This window comes from Amycolatopsis sp. NPDC026612, assembly GCF_040638285.1.
In the GTDB taxonomy this organism is placed as follows: domain Bacteria; phylum Actinomycetota; class Actinomycetes; order Mycobacteriales; family Pseudonocardiaceae; genus Amycolatopsis.
The window spans coordinates 1-20,884 of sequence record NZ_JBEZYB010000068.1 but is presented as its reverse complement, the minus strand read 5'-3'; the positions used below and the strand labels follow the sequence as shown (position 1 = coordinate 20,884).

Genomic DNA, 20,884 nt, shown 5'->3' with positions numbered 1-20,884 from the left:
AGGCTGTTCAACCGCGTTACCGTACCGATCCGGCACGCAATCCAGCATGCAATGCACTGGTCGCGATGGCGACGAATCAGCCAAGCCCGAGCGCGTGCCAGCCACTACCGACGACGCGGCCATCACGAAGTGTCGTTGCAGTACTAATTCTTCTCGTGCCCGAGATGCTCGGTCATCTCCTCGTTGAAGGCGGTTTCCAGCACGTTCTTGTTGAACAGCTTCAACAACCCGTCCGGGCCGGTCAACGCCAGCCCGCGGGCCTTCGCCGCGGCTACCATCGCCGCCGCGGCGGCCTGCTCCGGCGACAGCTCCCGCGCCGGCTTCGACTCACGCTTACATGGACTCACAAGGTCCGATGTCATCACTCACAGTGCCCATCTCGCCGGACCTCAGCCCGGCGTGTCGGGCCAGAAACACCGATCTTGGAACAGTCCCACCGGGAACGCGAACCAGAAGTGGCACCGGGGCTGATCCCGGTGACGCGGTGTGGTGACGCCTGGGATGCCCGGGTCACCACACCGCGGCGGAGCGAAGGCAACGGTTCGGAGCCGTGGCGAGCCGGGCCTTTGCTTGATCCCTCACGCGGCGTCTCTACTATGGCGCGGTGCAATCGGGGCGGATGCTGTCCGAGATGTTGGCAGGACTGCGGAGCAGCCGCGGCCTGTCGCAGGAGCAGCTGGCGGAGCAGAGCGGGATCAGCGTCCGCGCCATCGGGGAGATCGAGCGCGGCGCTACGCGGCGCCCGCATCGCGAGACGCTGCGGGCACTCGCCGGCGCGCTCGGCCTGACGCCGGAAGAACAGGCGGCGTTCGCGCGGAGCGCCCGCACCGCGCCGCCGCCGGACACGCGTCGACGGCGGACCGCACGCCCGGCGCTGCCGGCACCGGTCACCTCGATCGTCGGCCGATCCGACGACCTCGCCGCGGTGCTTCGGCTCGTTCAGGATCCCGCGGTGCGGCTGGTCACGATCACCGGCACCGGCGGGGTCGGCAAGACGCGCCTGGCGCTGGAAGCCGGCTGGCAGGCGGCGAGCCGGTTCGAGGCCGTGCACGGCCTCGACCTGAGTGCCCTGCGGGAGTCCGACGACGTCCCGCAGGCGCTGGCGGAATCCTTGCGTACGCCCGACCCGGCCACGGTGATCGGCGACGGGCGATGGTTGCTGGTGCTCGACAGCTTCGAACACGTCGCCGCGGCGGCCACCGACCTCGCCGCGCTGCTCGCCGGGTGCCCGCGGCTGACCGTGCTGGTGACCAGCCGGGCGCCGCTGCGGCTACGGGGCGAACACCTGTGGCCACTGACCCCACTGTCTACTCCGGACAGTGATGATCCGGCGGCCCTGGCTGGCAACCCGGCGGTCGAACTCCTGGTCGAGCGCACCGCCGCGGTCCGGCCGGGATTCGCGCTCACCGGAGACAACGCCGCCGCGGTCGCCGCGCTGTGCCGCCGGCTGGACGGGCTGCCGCTGGCTCTGGAGCTCGCCGCGGCGCGGCTGCGCACCCAGGCGCCGTCACAGGTGCTCGCCCAGGTCCGTGACCTGCACGGCGACACGGTGGATCTGGCCGACCGGCACCTGAGCCTGCGCCGCACGGTCGAGTGGAGCACGCGCGGGCTCACCGATCCCGACCGGCGGCTGTTCGGCGTGCTGGGTGCGTTCGCCGGGGGCGCCGACCCGGTCGACGTCGAGGCCGTGTTCGGTGGCCGGCCGCATGCGCTGGCGACGCTGGCCGCGCACAGCCTGGTCACCGTCACGGACCGGGCCGGGCACCCCCGCATCGGCATGCTGGACACCATCCGGGAGGTCGTGGAGGACCAGCTCACCAGCGCGGGCGATCGGGACAAGCACGCGGACCACTTCCTCCGCCTGGTTTGCGACGGCGATCCGCGGCTGGGCGACGAGCAGGACAACGTCCGTGCCGCCGTCCAGCACGCCGTCGACGCCGTGCCCGCCCTGCTGCACGTGGCGACCGTGCGCGCGCTGACCGGCCATTATGTCGCCCGTGGCCGGTTCGCCGAGGGACGCCGGATGCTCGCCGGGGCGGCCGCCGCCGCGCCCACCGAGCAGGCCCGGGCGTGGGCCTGGCACGGTGCCGCGGCCACCGCCAACCAGAACGGCGACCTGGAGGCGGCTCTGGCGCTGGCGGCGTCCGCCGCCGAAGCCTTCGGCGCCGATCCGGACGGCCGGGCGGCGGCACTGACCCTGATCGGCAACGTCCACAAGTTCGCCGGCCGGTACGCCGACGCCGCGGCCGCGTACACCGACGTCCTGAATCAGGCCCGGACCACCGGCGACGCGCGCCGCGAGACGATCGCGCTGAACAACCTGGGCGCGCTCGCGCACGACCGCGGCGCCTACGCACAAGCGATCGAGTACCACACTGCCGCGTTGCGCCGTAAGCACGAGCTCCGCGACCGGCGCGGCGTCGCGGTGGCGCAGCTCAACCTCGGCGCCGTGCAAAACGACACCAGCGACCACACCGGAGCGGCAATCCTGCTGACCGAAGCAGCCGCGACATTCGCCGCCCTCGGCGAACCCGGCTCCGAGGCCTTCGCGCTGGCGCTGCTGGCCCAGTCCCACGCCGGACAGGCCCGCTGGGACGACGCCACAGCCACCGGCAAGCAAGCGCTGGAACTGGCTCGCCGAGCCGAGCACGCCCAGGCAACCGGGCTCGCACTGCTCGCGCTCGGCGAGACCGCCGCCGCCAACGGCGACCCGGACAGCGTCGCCTTGCTGCGCGAGGCACTGACGTTCCCGATCGGCCTTCCCGACCGGGCCCGCATCCACGACCACCTCGGCGGCCACTGAAGTTTCTGCCTGCTTTTCCGCCGGTTCCTCCTGGAGTCCCACTGTGGTGATCCCTAGTGTTCCCCGCGTCACGGGCTCGTCGCCCGCCCGCATTCGTGCCTTCCGAGGAGACTCATGCTGCAGTTGCCCCGCGCGATCCTGGTTCCGCTCGTGATCGCCGTCGTGGCGCTGACGGGCGCCGCCCCCGCCTACGCCGACCGGACCGTCATGCCGCCGGTGAGCGGTGAGGTGCTGGCCTGGCAGCCCCTCAGCAGCAGCCCTCCCACCGGCCTCAAGTGCATGCAGGTCGACAAGGAACGCTACGACGACGCCGCCCCGGTGGACCAGTTCACCTGCGAATACAAGAACAACCAGAGATGGCGGATGGGACAGGCCACCGACGACCCCAACGTCTTCTGGCTGCAGAACGTCGCCACCGCCAAGTGCCTGGACGACTCCGGGTACGGAATGAATCAGGGAAACCCCATCATCCAGTACAACTGCCTGGTCGGCACGAACCAGCAGTGGCGGATGATCTGGGACTACTACTACGGGGACGCGCAGTTCCAGAACGTCAACAGCGGCCTGTGCCTGTCGGTGGACGGCATCACCACCACCAACTACCGCCGTCTCGTACAGAACCCTTGTTACGGCTTCGTCAACGAACGGTTCCAGCCGATCCTGCCGAACTAGCCGAGCGGACCTGCTCCATCGGCGTCCGGTCGGCGAACCGGCCGGTCTCGCGTGGTGACGTGCCACCGGCTGCGACAACCGCACGGTTTGTCGCAGCCGGGTCGACGTGCTGTCAGACGGGGAAAACGCCGAAAGCCTGTGCGGGGGTACCGTTGCAGACCCAGAGCTGCATCGCGGCACCCTCGGTGCCCAGCCCGCCCGGATCGTCAATGCAGTGGGTGTTCGTGTTCGCGACCCGCGAGCGGAGACTCACGAAGTCCGGCAGGTCCCGGCTCGCCTGGAACCGCTCGTTGCTGATGCCGGAGCAGGGCCATTGGACCACCGGCGTCCCGTTGTTGTTGCGACCCAGCACGTCCATGCACTTCAACGTGACCGCGTTGCGGATCTGGAAGATGTGATCGTCGTGGTCGACGAAGTCCCACCGCTGGAACGGGCTGCCGTTGCACGTGACCTGGACGATGGGCACGCCGTCGGCCGACGACTCGCCCTGCGGTGTCAGGCACATCCCGCTGGCCGTGTTCCGGACGGTCATGTCGAAGTGGTCGTCGGCGAACGCCGGCGCGGCGGCGGCGAGCGACGCCGCCATGGCCGCCATCAAGGCGAGAGCTGTCGTGGCGATCCGCTTTCTCATCTGAGTACCTCCCGTAGGTTCGGGCGCCGAACGTCAACGGCCGCCCTCCACACTGGTGCTGCGTTTCATGACATTCCATCGAGACGCACCGGCAAGGCCGCCGCGGTCCAGGACCCAAGGTCCGCCGCAGCACCCTCACCACTGTCGCCGCCACGGCGATCGCCGGCGGGACAGTGCGGGCCGGGCTCAGCCGCAGTTGAAGGTCCGCGCCGGGTCCCAGTTGGTACGCCATACGGTCGGCGCTGTGGTGACGCAGTTGTACTCGTAGTCCAGCCCGGCCCATCCGGATTGGGAGGACACGAGGACGTCGTTGCGCCAGACCTGGAGGGTGATCATCCCGACGCCGCACGCCTCGTTCTCGGGGGGCTCGGCGTGGGCGACGATCGTTGCGACCGGTTGCTGATCAAGGCTGTGCTGTACCAGGCATTTGTTGCCGGCCGGCGTCGCGACGGCGGGTGCTGCGACAGCCAGCGTCATTGCCAGTGCCGCGGTGCCGATGAGCGCGAGGGTGCGAGTGGTCCTCTTCATGATCAGGTCAGCCTCCGGATGGTCGGCAATGGGCTTTCTGCCTGCCTCCGAGCGTGCACCGGTGGCCCGGGCCGCAACGCAATCCCGAACGATTCCGTACGCGGGCCTGCCGGATTGTTGACAGCACCCCTGACATCACCGATGGTGCGTATAGCAGGGGGAGCCTGTCATGATTGTGCCGAGAGCGGACCGTGCATTCCTCGTCCCACCGGATCCCGGCCGCGCCGGCTGCGCGAGTCCCTCGACCGGCTGGCCGGTCTCGTCGAGAGTTCCGCGGGCTGAGGCGTCACGCACCCTACTGCGCCCGCACCGCCGCGGGCGCGCGCTTGCCGAGCACGGCGATGCCGCCACCGTCAGCCGAGGGCTGCGCCGCCGATACCGGCGGCCGCGCAGCACAGGGACGCGTAGCCGGGCCAATTCCGCAGCACTCGCCGACGCCGTGGTGCAGGTCGTTCGCGGCTACCTAGGTCAGTCCGGCCGTGACGCCGAACAGCGCGCCGGTCGCCGCGGCCGGACTCAGAGCCCGCTGGGTGCCCTCGCCCGACCGCGCGACCGCCACGCAGCCGGCCACGATCGTCACCGCACCGCCGGCCACCTGCAGCGCCTCACCCGCCCGGGGCCCGGCGGTTTCGGGCGCGGGCGGCGAGCAGCAGGAACACGATCAGACCGCCCGCGCACCGCAGTCCAAGCGGGAACAGAACCGGCCCAGCGGGTGCCCGGCGCCGACCGACCACGCTGGGGAGGAAACCCGTCACGGCCGGAGCAGGACTTTCGTCCAGCCGTCGTCGCGGTGGTCGAACCGCTCGTACCCCTCCGCCGCCTGCTTCAGCGGCAGCTCGTGCGACACCAGGAACGACGGGTTCGCCCGGCCGGTGACGATCAGGTCCCGCAGCCGCCGGTTGTACCGCTTGACCGGGCACTGCCCGGTTCCCATGCGCTGCCCCTTCGTGAACAACGTGCCGTAGTCGAACCCGATCCGGCCCTCCTTCGCCCCTTCGGTCGCTGCACCCGGGTCCTGCGGGACGTAGACCCCCACCACACCGATCCCGCCGGTCGAGCGCACCGACTTGATCAGGTTGTCCAGTACGAGCTCCGGGTGCTCCTGACCGGAATGGTCGTGCGCCTGGTAGCCGACGGCTTCGACGCCACAGTCCGCGCCCTGCCCGCCGGTGGCCGCCATGATCTGCTCCACCGGGTCCGCCTCGCCGAAGTCCACCGGCAGCACACCGATCTTCTCGGCCATCGCCAGCCGGTCGCGTTCCTTGTCCACGACGTACACCTCGGCCGCGCCGCGGATCACCGCGCTGTGCGCGGCCATCAAGCCCACCGGCCCGGCCCCGAACACGACCACCCGGTCACCCGGGCGCATCCCGGCCAGCTCGGTCCCGTGCCAGCCGGTCGGGAAGATGTCCGACAGCATCGTGAAATCGTTCTCGTACTCGGTACCGGCGGGCAGGTCGAGCAGGTTGAAATCCGCGTAGGGGACTCGCAGGTACTCGGCCTGGCCCCCGTCGTACGGGCCCATGTTCGCGTAGCCGTACGCGGCGCCGTCCATGCCTTCGGCCGGATTTACCCGCAGGCAGAACGACGTCCAGCCCTCCAGGCAGTTCCGGCACGTCCCGCAGGCGATGTTGAACGGCACCGACACCCGGTCGCCGACCTTCACCCGCGTCACGCCGGCCCCGATCTCGACGACGATGCCCATGTTCTCGTGGCCCAGGACCTTGCCCTCCTCGACCGCGGTCCGGCCTTCGTACATGTGCAGGTCCGACCCGCAGATGTTCGTCGTCGTGATCTTCACGATCGCGTCCGTCGGCTGGTCGATCACCGGATCGGGTACCTCGCGCACGTCCACCTGACGCGGACCCTGGTACACCACTGCCTTCATTTCGACTCCCATCGATCACCGGACTCCGGCGCGGCTACCCGGCGCACTCCGCGGTAACCCCCATCAGGTGAGATCCAGGATCGTCTTCCCCCGGCCGTGCCCGGAATCGAGGCGTTCGTGCGCTTTGCGGACCTGGTCCAGCGGCAGGACCTCGTCGACGACCGGCCGGGCCTGCCGGCGTTCGAACACCGGGGTCATCTCCTCCAGCCGGCGGCGCTCGCGGGTCAGCATGATCCCGTGCAGCTGCTGGTTGCGCTGGTACAGCGCGCTCAGCTCGCCCTTGGGCGCCAGCACGGTCGCGATCCGGCCGAACGCGCGGGTCGCCGCGCAGCTCTTCACCAGGTTTTCCCCGCCGACCAGGTCGAGCACCGCGTCAACCCCGGTGCCGTCGGTGTGTTCCAGCGCCGCCTCGACCGGGTCGGCTTCGTGGTAGTCGATCGCTTCGGCGCCGAGGTCTCGCATCAGGTCCTGGTTGTCCGGGCCGGCCGTGGCCAGCACCCGGGCGCCCGCCGCAATGGCGAACTGGACGGCGAAGGTGCCGACCCCGCCCACGCCGGCGTGCACCAGCACCGTCTCCCCGGGACGCACCGCCAGCCGCCGGACGATCGCCTCCCACGCGGTGCCCCCGGCCAGCGGGATCGCCGCCGCTTCGACGTGGCTGAGCCCGCGCGGCTTCGGTGCCACGATGGCCGCGGCGACGACGTTCAGCTCGGTGTAGCTGCCCAGCCCCGACGCCAGTTCCGGGGTGTAGAACACCTCGTCACCCCGGGCGAAGTCGGTGACGCCGGGCCCCACCTCCTCGACCACACCCGAGACGTCACCGCCCAGCACCGCGGGCAGCTCGAGATCCGGGATGGCCACCCCCTGCCGGATCTTCGCCTCCACCGGGTTCGTCCCCGACGCGAACACCCGGACCAGCAACTCCCCCGGCCCCGGCTCGGGCCGATCGACCTCTTTCAGCGTCAGGACCTCAGGGCCACCGAATTCCGTCATCACCACGGCTTGAACAGGCATTCCGTCTGCGTACCCGGCAGCGGCCCGGCGAAACGGCTGCCGTTTGCCCAGCCCGCGGCCGGGTAGCCGCCCCGCGTGGCGTAGTGCACGCCGCACCCCGATCGGAAGGAGCCGACGTTGCCCGCACGCACGGCCGATGGCCCGGAACTGCTGCCCGAAACCGAAGAATTGGCCACCGGCAAGAACTTCGCCGCGGTCACCACCGTCCTGCCCAGCGGCAGCCTGCAGACCCAGATGATCTGGGTCGACGTCGAGGACGGCGAGATCGTGCTCAACACCGAAACCCACCGCGCGAAGGCCCACAACGTCGCCCGCGACCCGCGGATCACCGTGCTGATCCGCGACGAAGCGAACCCCTACCGCTACGCCGAAGTCCGCGGAAAGGTGACCGGCGTCGAAAACGGCGAACGCGCCCGCCGCCAGGTCGACCGGCTCTCCCGCAAGTACACCGGCGAGGACTACCCGCCGGACAACATCAAGTCCGAGCGCGTCATCCTGCGCGTCACACCGGAGCGGCAGACCTACATCGACCAGGCCAAGGGCATCGCGGACTGACCGTCGTCGGTCACACGAAGGCACCCATCCCGGTCACCGCCCGGCCCACGATCAGCTGGTTGATTTCCCGGGTGCCTTCGTAGCTGTAGAGCGCTTCGGCGTCGGCGAAGAACCGGGCGACGTCGTTCTCCAGCAGAATGCCGTTGCCGCCGAACACTTCCCGGGCCAACGCCACCGTCTCGCGCATCCGGGTGGTGACCACGGACTTCGCCATCGCCGCGTGCTCGTCCTTGGTGACGCCCTCGTCCTGCAGCTGCGCCAGCCGCACGACCAGCGCCAGCGACGAGGTGACGTTGCCCAGCATCGTGGCCAGGTGGTCCTGGATCAGCTGGAACTTCGCGATCGGCCGCCCGAACTGCTGCCGCTCCTTGGCATACGCCAGCGCCAGCTCGTAGGCGGCCATCATGCAGCCCACCGAACCCCACGCGACCCCGCCGCGGGTCTGGCGCAGCACGTCGCTGGTGTCGCGGAAGCTGTTCGCCCGCTGCAGCCGGTTCTCTTCGGGCACGCGGCAGCCGTCGAGGACGATGTCCGCGTTCTGCACCGCGCGCAGCGCGATCTTGCCTTCGATCTTCGCCGGGCGGAATCCCGGCGTGTCCTTCTCGACGACGAACCCCTTGACGTGCCCGTCTTCGACGTCGCGCGCCCACACGATCACCAGGTCGGCGAAGGTGGCGTTGCCGATCCACTTCTTCTCACCGTCGAGAACCCAGCTCTCTCCGTCACGTCGCGCGGTCGTCTCCAGCCCGCCGGCGACGTCGGAGCCGCCGTGCGGTTCGGTCAGCGCGAACGCGCCGATCCGCTCCAGCCGCGCCATCGACGGCAGCCAGCGCTCCCGCTGCTCGTCGGAGCCGCAGCGGTGGATGCTGCCCATCGCCAGTCCGGTGTGGACACCGTAGAAGGTGTTGACCGACGGGTCGCAGCGGCAGATCTCCAGCGCCAGGAACCCGGTCAGCAGCCGGGTGCCGCGGTGGGCGGCGAGGCCGTCGTACATCAGCCCCGCGATGTCGAGTTCGCGGAAGCCGTCGATGATCCCGAACGGGAACTCCGCGCGCGCCCAGTGGTCGTTGATGATCGGGGCGACCTGCGTGCGCAGGAACTCGCGCACCCGCAGCACGATGCCACGCTCGGTCTCCGGCAGCAGGTTCTCGAACCCGTAGAAGTCCCCTGGGTGCGTCTCGAAGGTCATGGCCGTCCTTCCTCGTGGATCCGCACGACGCCCTGGTCCGCGAGCGCGGCGATCGTTTCGGTGTCGTAGCCCAGCTCGGTGAGCAGCTCTGCGGTGTGCGCACCCAGGGCCGGGGTGTGGCTGCGGATGGTGGGCGGAGTGGCGGAGAACCGCAGCGGGTTGGCGATGACGCGGTAGGGCCCTTCCGTCGGGTGGTCGCCGACGGACAGCAGGCCGCTTTCGGTGACGTAAGCGTCGTCGGCCGCGTGGTCGAGGTCCAGGACCGGCGAAAACGGGATGCTGTGCGCCGCGCACAGCGCCGCCCACTCGGCCGTGGTCCGGGTCGGCGCCAGCCCCTCGATCAGCTCGTACAGGTCGGCGTGGTGCTCAGCGAGCGCGGCGGACGTGCTGAACCGTACGTCGTCGGCGAACTCGGGTCGGTCCACCGCGGTGAAGAAGTCGGCGATGTTGCGCGGGGTGTAGGGGATGATGCACGCCCAGCCGTCCGCGGTCGGCATCGCCCGGTGCCCCTGGCTAAGCGACCGCGGGAAGCCGACCTTCCCGGTCGGCGGCTCGAAGGTCTGCCCGGCCAGGTGCTCGACGAGGTTGAACGCCAGCATCGTGTCGGTCATCGGCACCTCGACGTGCTGGCCCTCGCCGGTCGCGCGTTGGTGGACGACGGCGGCGAGCACCGAGTACACGATCGTGAGCGCGCAAACCTTGTCGGCCAGGATGGTCGGCACGTACGTCGGCGTCCCGGTGGCGCGGCGCATCAGGTCGGTGAGCCCGGACGCGGACTGCACGATCTCGTCGTAGGCCGCGTGGTCGGCGCGCGCGGAGTCGCCGCGGAAGCCTTGGGCGGTGCAGTAGACCAGCCGCGGGTTCACCCGGGCGAGGGACTCCGGATCCAGGCCGAGCCGTCGCAGCCCACCCGGCCGGGTGTTGGTGATCAGGACGTCGGCCGTGCGGACCAGGGCCAGGAACGCCTCTTTCCCGGCCGGGCTCTTGAGGTCGACGGCCAGGCTGCGCTTGTTGCGGTTGACGTTCAGCGCGAGCGCGCCCATGCCGTCGTGGCGCTGCGGCCGGCTGTGCCGGGTCATGTCCCCGGCCGGCGGTTCGACCTTGACCACGTCAGCGCCGAGGTCGCCCAGGATCTGTGCGGCATACGGTCCCATCACCACCGCCGCCATATCGATCACCCGCAGGCCCGCCAGCGCACCACCTGTCGAAGAGGTCATCTCCCCCGGCTACCCGCCGCATCCGGCCCGACACATCAGGCCGTTTGCCCGTCAGCCACCCGGGTAGCCGACCACACACACCCGGACGAGAGGACAGGACCTTGGGACTGCTCGACGAACGCGACCGCTGGTCCGGCCGGGTGTTCACCGGCGAGTGGACACGCACCGGCGGCACGACCGCGGCGATCGAACCCGCCACCGGCGACGAACTCGGCCAGGTCGGCACGGCCACCGCCGACGACCTCGCCCGCTCCGCGGCCGCCGCGGCCGCAAGCGCACGAGCCTGGGTGCACGCCGACTACCGGGAACGCGCCGCCGTCCTGCGCCGCGCCGCGGCCCTGTTCGAGCAGCACCGCGACGAGATCGCCGGCTGGCTCACCCGCGAAGCCGGGAAGACGGCCACCGCTGTCGAACTCGAGCTGAACCTCACCCTCGACGAACTGCACGAAGCCGCGTCGCTGGCGAGCGCGCCGTGGGGCACCCTGCTGCCCACCACCCAAGAGGGCCGCACCAGCATCGCCCGCCGCGTCCCCTTCGGCGTGGTCGCGGTGATCGCGCCGTGGAACTTCCCGCTCATCCTCGCCATGCGCTCGGTCGCCCCGGCGCTGGCGACCGGCAACGCCGTGGTGCTCAAACCCGCCAGCGACACCGCGATCTGCTGCGGCGTGGTCATCGCGCGGCTCTTCGAAGAGGCCGGGCTGCCCGCGGGCGTGCTGCACATGCTGCCGGGCAAGGGCAGCGAACTCGGCAACGCCGTCGCCGAAGACCCGCACATCGACATGATCTCCTTCACCGGCTCGACCCCGGTCGGGCGCGAACTGGCCAAGGCCGCGGCCGGCAGCTTCAGGAAGTTCGTCTCCGAACTCGGCGGCAACAACGCGTTCGTGGTCCTCGACGACGCCGACGTCCCGGCCGCCGCGGCCGCCGGCGCGTTCGGCAGTTTCGTGCACCAGGGCCAGGTCTGCATGGCCGTGGGACGGCACCTGGTCGCCGAGAAGATCGCCGACGCCTACGTCGAGGAGCTCACGCGCATCGCCGACGGCCTGCGGGTCGGCGATCCCCGCGAGGACGTCGACCTGGGGCCGGTCATCAACTCCGGCCAGGCCGAGCACATCGAATCCGTCGTTCAGCGGTCGGTCGACGCGGGCGCGAGAGTCACCGCCGGTGGCCGCCACGACGGGCTGTTCTTCCGTCCGACCGTCTTGGCCGGCGTCGCCCCCGACATGCCGGCCTTCAAGGAGGAGATCTTCGGCCCGGTGGCTGTGGTCACCACGTTCACCGACGACGACGAGGCCGTCCGCCTGGCCAATGCGACGCCCTACGGGCTGGTCGCCGGAGTCCACAGTGGATCCGCCGCGCGCGCCCGCGCGGTCGGCGACCGGCTGCACGCCGGGATGGTGCACGTCAACGACCAGACCGTCAACGACGAAACCATCGCGCCGTTCGGCGGGATCGGCGAATCCGGTGGGAGCAGCCGGTTCGGCTCGTTCGTCAACCTCGACGAGTTCACCCGCTGGCAGTGGGTCACGGTCCGGGACGAGCAAAGCCGGCCACAGCTGTGATCACCCCTGAGAAGGCACCCAGCTCGCCACGCCGCGGAGCGGTGCGCGGCGACCAAATCGAGACGAGGGGATCATGACGCACCAGCCTTCGGACCCGGATGATCGGAACGAGGACGAGCACCTTTCGCGGAACGAGCCGCCGGATGCCAGGCGGGAACCGCAACGCCGAAACGCCCCGGACGGACCGCTCGAAGACGACCACGCCCGCTCACGAAAAGGACACCCGTCCGGGAACGACAACTTCCGCGGCGAACCGTGAGGTCGCCGAGCCCCGCGCGCACTTCCCGGTCAGGCCGTGGTGAACTCCCCCTCACCCGTCATGATGTCCTTCGTCGGCGCGTTGGTTCGCGACCTGCTCGCCGGCCCCGGCGTCGTCGGTCTCCTGCTCCAGCCCCTGGCGCATCTTCCCCGCCTTGGCGTCCGGCAGGTGGGGCGCCAGCAGCGGCACGGCCGGGTCGACGATCGCTTCGATCACGACCGGCCGGTCGGCGGCGAACGCCTGCTCCCAGACGTCGTCCACCTGTTTCGGATCGTCGAGCCGCAGGCCGCGCAACCCGATCAGGTCCGCGTAAGCCGCGTACGGGAAGTCCGCGACCCGCTGGGACTCCTCGTACCGCGGATCGCCTTCCATTTCCCGCTGCTCCCAGGTGACTTCGTTGAGGTCGCGGTTGTGCAGCACCAGCACCACGAACCTCGGATCGGCCCACGAGCGCCGGCGGTCGGCGACGGTGATCAGCTCCAGCAACCCGTTCATCTGCATCGCGCCGTCCCCGGCCACCGCCACGACCGGCCGGTCCGGGGCGGCCAGCTTCGCCGCCAGCGCGTACGGCAGCGCACAGCCCATCGCCGCCAGGTAGCTCGACACGTGCGCGGGCACGCCCGGCGGCAACGCCAGGTGCCGCGCGTACCAGTAGGTCGAGGACCCGACGTCGACCGCCACCCGCGCCGAAGCGGGAATGTGGTCCGAGAGCTTGCGCACCACCAGCTCCGGGTTGAGCGGATCGGCAGGCCGCTCGGCGCGGTCCCGGGCGATCTCGCGCCACCGCACGACGCTTTTGCCGACGTCGCTGTGCCACCGGCGATCCGGATTGCGCGGAAGCAGCTGCAGCAGCGCGCGCAGGGTTTCGCGCGCGTCGCCGGCCAGCGCCACCTCGACCGGGTACTTGCTGCCGATCACACGGGGCTCGTTGTCGATCTGCACGGCCCGGGCCTGGCCCGGCGCCGGGTAGAACTCCGTCCACGGGTCGTTGCACCCGACGATCAGCAGCGTGTCGCACCCGCTCATCAGCTCCGCGCTCGCCGTCGTCCCGAGGTGGCCCATGACGCCGGTGTGCCAGTCCGGGCCCTCCGGCAGCTCCGGCTTGCCCACCAGCGACACCGTCACCCCCGCGCCGAGCCGGTCGACGACCTGCTCGATCTCGCGCCGCGCACCCGCTCCGCCGCGCCCGACGAGTAGCGCGACCTTCCGGCCCGCGCGCAGGACCTCGATCGCTCGGCGTACCGCACTGTCGTCGGGCAGCACCCGCGGCCGGGCCGACACCGGCGACGACGGCACCACGCCGTGCGCGTGCGGGATCTCCTCCGGCGCTTCGGCGCGCTGCACGTCGTGCGGCAGGATCACGCACGTCGGCGTCCGGGTCTCGATGGCCGTGCGGAACGCGTTGTCCAGCAGCATCGGCACCTGCTCGGGCGCGAACGCGGTCTGCAGGTACTGCGCGCAGACGTCCTTGAACAACGCGTGCAGGTCGACCTCCTGCAGATAGCCGCTGCCCAGCGCCGTCGAGACGACCTGCCCGACGATCGCGACGACCGGCCGCCGGTCGAGCTTCGCGTCGTAGAGCCCGCCGAGCAGGTGGATCGCGCCGGGTCCTTGCGTGGCCAGGCAGACCCCGGGCGTGCCGGTGTACTTCGCGTGCCCGGACGCCATCAACGCGGCCATCTCCTCGTGCCGGGACTGGACGAACTCGGGTTCTCCGCCCGCCCGGCGCAGGGCCGCCAGCACCGGATCGATCCCGTCGCCCGCGTAGCCGAACACCCGCGGCACCTGCCAGGTCGCCAGCCGTTCGACGACCAGGTCCGCGACCGTGCGGGTCACGCCGACACGTCCAGGACGGTCTTGAGCCAGCCTTCTTCACGCCGGTCGAACGTCTCGTAGGCCTCGATCGCGTTCGCCGGTTCCTCGTGCTGGGTGATGAACGCCAGCGGGTCGACCGCGCCGGAGGCGACCATGCCCAGCAGCCGCGGCACGTACCGGCGGTGGTTGCAGTTGCCCATCTTGATCGTGAGGTTGCGGTTCATCGCATCGCCCAGCGGGAACCGGTCGAACCCCGGCGGGTACACCCCGATCACGCCGATGCTCCCGGCCTTGGCCACGGCCTCGACCGCCCACCGCACGGCGAGGCTGGGCGCGTTCCCGGGCACCCACTGCTCCCCCGACGGCGACGCGTCCGGCGCGGCCAGCTCCCGCTCCTGCTCAAACTGCTCCGCCTGCTGCGCAACCTGCTCGGCCGCGGGCCCGCTCGACGGCCGTTGCGCGTCGACGCCGACCGCGTCGATCACCCGGTCCACGCCGATCCCGCCGGTCAGCTCCTTGACCATCGCGACCGGGTCCTCGCGGTTGAAGTCGATCGTTTCGGCGTTCTGCCCGCGGGCCTTGTCCAACCGCGACGGCAATCCGTCCACGACGAACACCCGGCCCGCGCCCTGCCGCTTGGCCGACGCGATGGCGAACTGCCCGACCACACCGGCGCCCAGCACCAGCACGCTGTCACCCTGACCGACTTCGGCCAGCCGCGCCCCGAACCACGCGGTCGGGAAGATGTCGGACACCAGGATCGCCTGGTCGTCGCTCACCGATTCGGGGATCCGCACCAGCGTGGTCATCGCAAACGGGATCCGCGCGTACTCGGCCTGAAGCCCGTCGACCGGGCCGGTCGTCTCCGGTCCGCCGAAGAACGACGTCCCCGCCGACGGCCCGTTCGGGTTGGCAGTATCGCACTGGGCGAAGTACCCGGCGCGGCAGTACGAGCACGTGCCACACCCGATCGTGGACGTGACGACCACCCGGTCACCGGGTGAGAACCCGCGCACCGCCGGGCCGACCTCCTCGACCACGCCGACGGCTTCATGCCCCAGGATCGTGCCGGGTTGCATGCCGGGCATCGTGCCGCGGACCAGGTGCAGGTCGGTGCCGCAGATCGCGGACCGGGTCACGCGGATGATCGCGTCACTGGGCTCGAGGATCTTCGGGTCGGGCACCTCGTCGATGCGGATGTCCCCGATGCCGTGCCAGACCACTGCCTTCACTGCTCCTCCTTCGGCCGGAAGCCACCCGCGTACCCGCCCTGGTGGCCGGTACGCCTTCGGTGGCGGAAGGATTGACGGCGCGGCGACCGGGTACGCCGCCACGGTCCCCGAATCGAACGGAGCCGTGATGACCTCGACCGAGCTCGCCGGCGGAGGCGCCGGCCTCATCGACCGGCCGCGGAACGCCTCGAGCGGCCGCTGACCCGCCATGCTGAAACAGATCCTGCGTGGTGTGGCCGCCGGTGCCGCGGGCACCACCGCGCTGAACGCCGTCACCTACCTCGACATGGTGCTGCGCGGCCGCGGTGCCAGCAGCACGCCCGAAGAAAGCGTCCGGCGGCTCGCGGCCAAGGCCGGCCTCTCGGTACCCGGCGACGAGGAGAAGCGATCCAACCGGGAGTCCGGGGCGGGCGCACTGCTCGGCATGGTCACCGGTGTCACCGTGGGCGCGGCGTACGGCGCGGCCCGGGCCGCCGGCTGGCGGCCATCGACCCCGGTCGCGGCCCTGGTCAGTGGGCTCGCCGCGATCGCCGCCGCCAGCCTGCCGATGGCGTCGATGGGCGTGTCCGATCCCCGCGAGTGGACCCGGTCCGACTGGCTCAGCGACCTGATCCCGCACCTGGCCTACGGCCTGACCACCGCCACCACCTACGCCACCACGACGGAGGACGACTGATGACGCTGCCCCTGCTCGAAAGCCACCCGGAAGACCTCGGCGGAATCGACCCGACCGCGATCGCCAACTGCATCGACGACTGCTTGGCCTGCGCCCGCGCGTGCACCGTCTGCGCCGACGCCTGCCTGTCCGAACCGTCGGTCGCCGACCTGGCCGCCTGCATCCGCACCGACCTCGACTGCGCCGACCTCTGCGCCACCACGGCCCGGGTGCTGTCCCGCCGCGCCGGCGCAACGGAGCTGCACCGGCAGGGCAAGTCACCGAATCCCAGCCACACGGGAAAGGCCGGCAAAGTGCATGTCGGAAACAATCCGCCTGCAACGAAGGCTGGTTCCCCTGTCCCCAAAGGAAACGGTTCCGGTAACCAGCCAAGCGAGGCCAAGGGCCTCCCCAAGTCCACCGGACCCGATCCCCATTCCGTTCCTGCCGGCAAAAGCACGGGCTCTGGTGACCATGGAGGCGCCGGTGGGGCCGGCGGCGGCACGGGCGGCTCACTGGGTGCCATCAACCCCCATTCATCAACCAACCACCTTTCAATCAAGCCGTCGGACGTGACGGCCAAGCCCTTCCAGGTCGACGTCTTGAAGCCGTTCAGCGATCACGCCCTCGACCACCTGCACAGCCCTCCCCACAACGGAGGAGAACATATGACCCACGCCGGGAAACTGTTGCACGCCCACACGCCTCACGGCTTCGACCACAGCGCAGCCTTAGGCCACGAGGCGGCGCCTTGATACGGAGACCCACGTCGAACAACGTCCGCTCATCTGTCTATGCCGCATAACGTGCGCCCTGGCGAGCCAACCTCAACTTCATCTCGACTCAGGACGGGCTCGTTAGCCCAGGTCGTTCGTGGCGCTGGTCCGACCGCACGACACAGCCCGGGCCGATCCTGCTCGGCCAGATCCGAGCCCACGTCGCCTGCCGGATGGATCAGGTGTTCGATACGAGCGCCACCATTCCTCTCGCTAATTTCACTGGGGCACAGCTGGGGCAAACCCCCTGTCACAACTGCACTCAACAACACACAGTTGCCAGCAACGGCGATCAAGCGCATCATTTCATCAGGCGATTCTCCATTGCCGCAGGTCAGGGCCATGATCGACCCTCACTGGCAATGAGGGGGTCACCTACGCTGTTTTCGCTGGTCACGAGGTACCTGCCAGTCGCCAACACAAGTTCGACAGCGGTCATCGAGCGGACCCGAACGATACCTTTGCGGCACGGAGTCCCCAATGGACTCGATTGGCGCGGCGATGACATACTTGCTGGCCCAGCTGGCCGACATGGTGGTGCGAACCGACCGCGGACCATCCTCAGCACCTACGTCCCCCTCCCGCGCCGCCAACCAAGCGAGGTATCCGGACGGAGACTGCGCGAACAGCGAAGTCGCGGTGCGGCGTTCAGAACCGGCTGAGCAGGGAGTCGAGCGTGCGGTGGACCTGACCAACTCGTCCAAGCCGCCGGTACGCGTTGGCAAGGTGCGAAGCATGCGACCGCTCACTCACCACGTGGTCGCAATAGCCGGCCCCTGCAGTCAGGTACATCATGTCGGTCAGGTCGTTGGCATTCCAGCGGAGGCTACCGGTGGCCAGTTTCTCGTGGATGACCTCTCGAAACAGCCCGAGTGCCGGCATCCGGTCGACGTCCTCGTGACTGTGCTGGAGGTACCAGACCGACATCTGCTCCGTGGCGATCTGGGCCTGCAAAGCGGCGCGAGCAAGTTCCGGACCGATGTCCGCCATGAACTTCGCACGGATGCGCTGCCGCTTCAGCTCCGTACCCGACGGATTGTTGCGAAGGAAGTCCCCAAACTGCTGGAAACCCGCTGCCCAACCGTGCTGTGGATCCATCAGGACGTGATCGGCGTCCAGCATGGTGTCGATGATGCCTCCGATGCAGCCGACCACGCGGGCAAACCATCGTGCCTCGGACGGCAGGTCCGAACTACTCGCCGGAGGAGCCTTCTCACGAGATGCGTGGACTGCGTTGGGCTCGAGCGTCACGGCCGCCGGCGGGATGAGGCAACGGCCGCGGAAGCGTGTGGTGAGGGCCTGTTGTAGTTCGAACAACCGAAGGCTCAACGGGTCGCGCAGCTGCCACCCGGCCGACAATCGCAGGATCGTGAGCGCCCTCCGGTAACGTTGCTCGAAGTCCACCTGCTTGCACGTCTCCGCCATGTGCGCGGACGACATCGGTAGCACGACCTGCCGATCCGTAGCCATTTCGACGAGGCGCATCGCCGCCGCGAGCTCCCGTCCGTCGCGTACGCGTTCCGGATATTGGATCGCCTTCGTGAGCGTGCTCCAATGATTCTGATCGAGATAGATCGTCGGCCGTTTGTTCACGGGAGCGAAGTCGCCGGGGCGTGGCAGCTCGACCACGACGTTGTGGCCACGAGTCGTCTGCAGGTGCAACTGCTGTGAGTGCAGGTGGTGCGTGTACGAGGCGATCGCGCTGGTGGGCTCGAAGACCTCTCGCCCGCCGCTCGCCGTGATGGCTCGCCCGTTCTTCAACAAGATCGACATCGTGCCGTCCCTGTCGAGGCGCATCGCGGAGATCTGCTCGAAGAGCGAGGCGTTCATTGACGCTTCATTTCAGCTCACGGTCGATTCGACGATGGGTACGCCTCCGGCCTCAGCCCATCGCTTCAACATCCCCTGCACATCACTCGACCAGTACTTCCGGCGGACGCGACCCTCTGCGTCGATCTGATAGACCTCCGGCACGCCGAAGGCATGGAAGATGCCGCTGGCCAAGGCGTGCACGGCCATCATGAGCTGCCGCCGGGAGGTCGCGACCGCATCGACATCGATGACGGCCTGAGCCACTGGTCGTTTCGTCCTCAGACGTCCGAAGCCTTCCCGGAGTCCGTGGCGCCGGTAGTGGGCAAGGCCGACCGGCCGGGATTCTTCGACGGGATACAGGCTCAGCCTCAACGACGCCGAGCCTGCAGCAGCCGCAAGCCGGGCTCGGCGAACGAGGAAGTCCAGTCCGGCGATGGTCGTATCGACAAGCCATTCGTCGATGATCCGTTCCACACCGGACTCGTCTCGGGTGGACACCGCCTTCGCGAAGACCCCCGCCCCGCTCCGATACAGCAGAGCCACCTGATGCTTCGGCTTGTCGTCGTGACCGACATCAGCGATAAAGCATCCCTCGGCCACGGAGACTCGCTGCCACGAGTATCCACTGAAAATTTCGAGCATCTCATCAGTCAGCACTTCTCGCTGAACACGCTGAAACGTGGCGTGGTCGATCGGCAGCTCCCCCGGCAAGTCGGGCACGAGCGTCAGCACGGCGAAAACACTGTCGTCCGCCAGTTCTGCAAGGAGATCGCTCTCGTACCGAAGAGACAACTCCTGTTGAGCCTGCAATCCCGCTGATGCGCCCCGGGTTCTGTGCAGGCTCTGATCTCAGGGAGGATGCAGAGCATGCCGGCACCGAAGAAGTACAGCGACGAGCTGCGTGAGCGGGCGACGCGGATGGCGTTGGACGCGATCGCGGCCGAGGGCCAGCGGATGGCGGCGATCCGCCGGGTCGCGGGCCAGTTGGATGTGCACCCGGAGGCGTTACGGACGTGGTCAAGCGGGCCGAGATCGACGCCGGCACGGTGCCCGGCCGCACCAGCGACGATGCCGTGCGGATCGCCGAGCTGGAACGCGAGGTCCGTGAGTTGCGGCGGGCGAACGAGATCCTGAAGACGGCCTCGGCGTTTTTCGCCGCCGCGGAGCTCGACCGCAAAATCAAGTAGCCCCTGACGATTCCGCGCCTCGGCGGGAGGTTCCGCTCGCGGTGGTCGTCGACTATATCGAAGGCCACCGCGAGCGAGTTGTCGAGGGGAAGAAGCTCGGGGTCGAGTCGATCTGCGCAGTCTTGAACGATGCGGACGTGCGGATCGCCCCGAGAACCTTCTGGGCAGCCAAGAAGCGTACGCCGTCGAAACGTGCCGTGCGAGATGCGGAACTGCTTACCGAGATCGAGCGCGTGTTCCGTGAGAATTACGGCGTCTACGGAGCACGGAAAATCCATGCCCAGCTCAACCGCGAGGGAATCCGTGTGGCTCGCTGCACGGTCGAGCGGCTGATGCGCCAGAAGGGCCTGCAGGGACTACGGCGAGGCAGGCGGCCCAAGACCACCATCGCTGCAGCCTCGCCGTCGCCGGCGGACCTGGTCGACCGCCGCTTCACCGCCGATCAGCCGAACCAGCTCTGGGTTGCGGACATCACCTATATCCGGACGTTTTCGGGATGGGTGTATGCCGCGTTCGGCATCGATGTGTTCTCAAGAATGGTCGTGGGCTGGCAGGTGTCGACCTCGTTGCACACGACTCTTGCCCTCGACGCAATGGAGATGGGGATCTGGGCCAGACAACGGGCCGGACAAGACGTGACCGGACTCGTCCATCATTCTGATCGCGGAGTTCAATATCGTGCCATTCGCTACACCGAGCGCTTGGCCGAAGCAGCAGTAGTAGCCTCGGTCGGCTCGCGCGGAGATTCCTACGATAACGCGATGGCTGAGGCATTCAATTCCCTGTTCAAGTGCGAATTGATCCATAACCCTGTTGCCCGTGGCCGCGGCTGGCAATCAGTTCGTGATGTCGAGATCGCCGTCGCCGAATACGTCGACTGGTACAACCATCGCCGCGTCCATGGCGAGCTCGGCCAGCGCACCCCAGTCCAGACCGAAGCCCGCCACCAAGCGTCACGCTACGATCAACCCTTCGAGCCTGCCCGGGCTCGGCGTGAGCTTCCCCCCGTTCGCCGGACACGGCGGGTGTGGGGTCAGGGCACCGAGTCTGGTGGCCTGGTGAGGGCTTCAAACGTAGCGGGACTGTGCA

16 protein-coding genes and 2 pseudogenes are annotated in these 20,884 nt (G+C 69.3%); 7 read left to right on the top strand and 11 right to left on the bottom strand.

What is annotated here, in order from left to right; genetic code table 11:
* Window positions 1–146 precede the first annotated feature (146 nt).
* Window positions 147–362 (bottom strand): annotated as a pseudogene (locus AB0F15_RS36160) (IS256 family transposase); the annotation flags it as partial.
* A 257-nt stretch (window positions 363–619) separates the two neighbouring features.
* Between AB0F15_RS36160 and AB0F15_RS36155 the strand changes: the two are divergent.
* Window positions 620–2,803, top strand: a complete 2,184-nt coding sequence (locus AB0F15_RS36155; protein WP_360280634.1) for a helix-turn-helix domain-containing protein — start codon at window positions 620–622, stop codon at window positions 2,801–2,803.
* A 114-nt stretch (window positions 2,804–2,917) separates the two neighbouring features.
* A complete protein-coding gene (locus AB0F15_RS36150; protein WP_360280631.1) occupies window positions 2,918–3,475 on the top strand; it encodes an RICIN domain-containing protein in 558 nt (185 codons plus the stop codon).
* A gap of 112 nt (window positions 3,476–3,587) precedes the next feature.
* On the opposite strand, the gene AB0F15_RS36145 is transcribed toward AB0F15_RS36150, so the two are convergent.
* From AB0F15_RS36145 to AB0F15_RS36130, 4 genes are all read right to left on the bottom strand, one after another.
* Window positions 3,588–4,106, bottom strand: a complete 519-nt coding sequence (locus AB0F15_RS36145) for an RICIN domain-containing protein (RefSeq protein ID WP_360280628.1) — start codon at window positions 4,104–4,106, stop codon at window positions 3,588–3,590.
* A 186-nt stretch (window positions 4,107–4,292) separates the two neighbouring features.
* The gene (locus AB0F15_RS36140) at window positions 4,293–4,634 is read right to left on the bottom strand and encodes a hypothetical protein (protein WP_360280625.1); all 342 of its coding nucleotides are present in this window, start codon (window positions 4,632–4,634) and stop codon (window positions 4,293–4,295) included.
* Window positions 4,635–5,385: 751 nt separating this feature from the next.
* The gene (locus tag AB0F15_RS36135; RefSeq protein ID WP_360280622.1) at window positions 5,386–6,522 is read right to left on the bottom strand and encodes a glutathione-independent formaldehyde dehydrogenase; all 1,137 of its coding nucleotides are present in this window, start codon (window positions 6,520–6,522) and stop codon (window positions 5,386–5,388) included.
* Between the two features lie 63 nt (window positions 6,523–6,585).
* Entirely contained in the window at window positions 6,586–7,515 is a 930-nt protein-coding gene (locus AB0F15_RS36130; RefSeq protein WP_360280619.1) for a zinc-binding dehydrogenase, read from the bottom strand.
* Window positions 7,516–7,653: 138 nt separating this feature from the next.
* Here AB0F15_RS36130 and AB0F15_RS36125 point away from each other — a divergent pair, with 138 nt between their 5' ends.
* On the top strand, window positions 7,654–8,091 hold the full coding sequence (locus tag AB0F15_RS36125; RefSeq protein ID WP_360280616.1) for a PPOX class F420-dependent oxidoreductase: 438 nt from the start codon (window positions 7,654–7,656) through the stop codon (window positions 8,089–8,091).
* A 10-nt stretch (window positions 8,092–8,101) separates the two neighbouring features.
* Here AB0F15_RS36125 and AB0F15_RS36120 read toward each other — a convergent pair whose 3' ends face one another.
* A complete protein-coding gene (locus tag AB0F15_RS36120) occupies window positions 8,102–9,280 on the bottom strand; it encodes an acyl-CoA dehydrogenase family protein (RefSeq protein WP_360280613.1) in 1,179 nt (392 codons plus the stop codon).
* Window positions 9,277–10,497 carry a CoA transferase gene (locus AB0F15_RS36115; RefSeq protein WP_360280610.1) on the bottom strand — a complete coding sequence of 407 codons (1,221 nt, stop codon included), beginning with the start codon at window positions 10,495–10,497 and terminating at the stop codon, window positions 9,277–9,279. Before AB0F15_RS36115 ends, AB0F15_RS36120 begins: the two co-directional genes overlap by 4 nt.
* 101 nt (window positions 10,498–10,598) lie before the next feature.
* Between AB0F15_RS36115 and AB0F15_RS36110 the strand changes: the two genes are divergently transcribed.
* Complete coding sequence (locus AB0F15_RS36110) at window positions 10,599–12,059, top strand: aldehyde dehydrogenase family protein (RefSeq protein ID WP_360280608.1); 1,461 nt, start codon at window positions 10,599–10,601, stop codon at window positions 12,057–12,059.
* 310 nt (window positions 12,060–12,369) lie between these two features.
* Here AB0F15_RS36110 and AB0F15_RS36105 read toward each other — a convergent pair whose 3' ends face one another.
* Together AB0F15_RS36105 and AB0F15_RS36100 are read right to left on the bottom strand one after the other, a co-directional pair.
* Window positions 12,370–14,154, bottom strand: coding sequence for a thiamine pyrophosphate-requiring protein (locus tag AB0F15_RS36105; RefSeq protein WP_360280605.1), 1,785 nt, complete (start codon window positions 14,152–14,154; stop codon window positions 12,370–12,372).
* Window positions 14,151–15,365, bottom strand: a complete 1,215-nt coding sequence (locus AB0F15_RS36100) for a zinc-dependent alcohol dehydrogenase (RefSeq protein WP_360280602.1) — start codon at window positions 15,363–15,365, stop codon at window positions 14,151–14,153. The genes AB0F15_RS36105 and AB0F15_RS36100 overlap by 4 nt, the downstream gene beginning before the upstream one ends.
* Before the next feature lie 208 nt (window positions 15,366–15,573).
* On the opposite strand from AB0F15_RS36100, the gene AB0F15_RS36095 reads away from it, so the two are divergent.
* Together AB0F15_RS36095 and AB0F15_RS36090 are read left to right on the top strand one after the other, a co-directional pair.
* Window positions 15,574–16,041, top strand: a complete 468-nt coding sequence (locus AB0F15_RS36095) for a hypothetical protein (protein ID WP_360280600.1) — start codon at window positions 15,574–15,576, stop codon at window positions 16,039–16,041.
* Window positions 16,041–16,775, top strand: coding sequence for a four-helix bundle copper-binding protein (locus AB0F15_RS36090; RefSeq protein WP_360280598.1), 735 nt, complete (start codon window positions 16,041–16,043; stop codon window positions 16,773–16,775). The genes AB0F15_RS36095 and AB0F15_RS36090 overlap by 1 nt, the downstream gene beginning before the upstream one ends.
* Before the next feature lie 669 nt (window positions 16,776–17,444).
* Here the strand turns inward: AB0F15_RS36090 and AB0F15_RS36085 are convergent.
* Entirely contained in the window at window positions 17,445–18,626 is a 1,182-nt protein-coding gene (locus AB0F15_RS36085) for a hypothetical protein (RefSeq protein ID WP_360280595.1), read from the bottom strand.
* A 12-nt stretch (window positions 18,627–18,638) separates the two neighbouring features.
* Complete coding sequence (locus tag AB0F15_RS36080) at window positions 18,639–19,340, bottom strand: hypothetical protein (protein WP_360280592.1); 702 nt, start codon at window positions 19,338–19,340, stop codon at window positions 18,639–18,641.
* Between the two features lie 135 nt (window positions 19,341–19,475).
* Here AB0F15_RS36080 and AB0F15_RS36075 point away from each other — a divergent pair.
* A pseudogene (locus tag AB0F15_RS36075) lies at window positions 19,476–20,748 on the top strand (IS3 family transposase); the annotation flags it as partial.
* Between the last annotated feature and the right edge of the window lie 136 nt (window positions 20,749–20,884).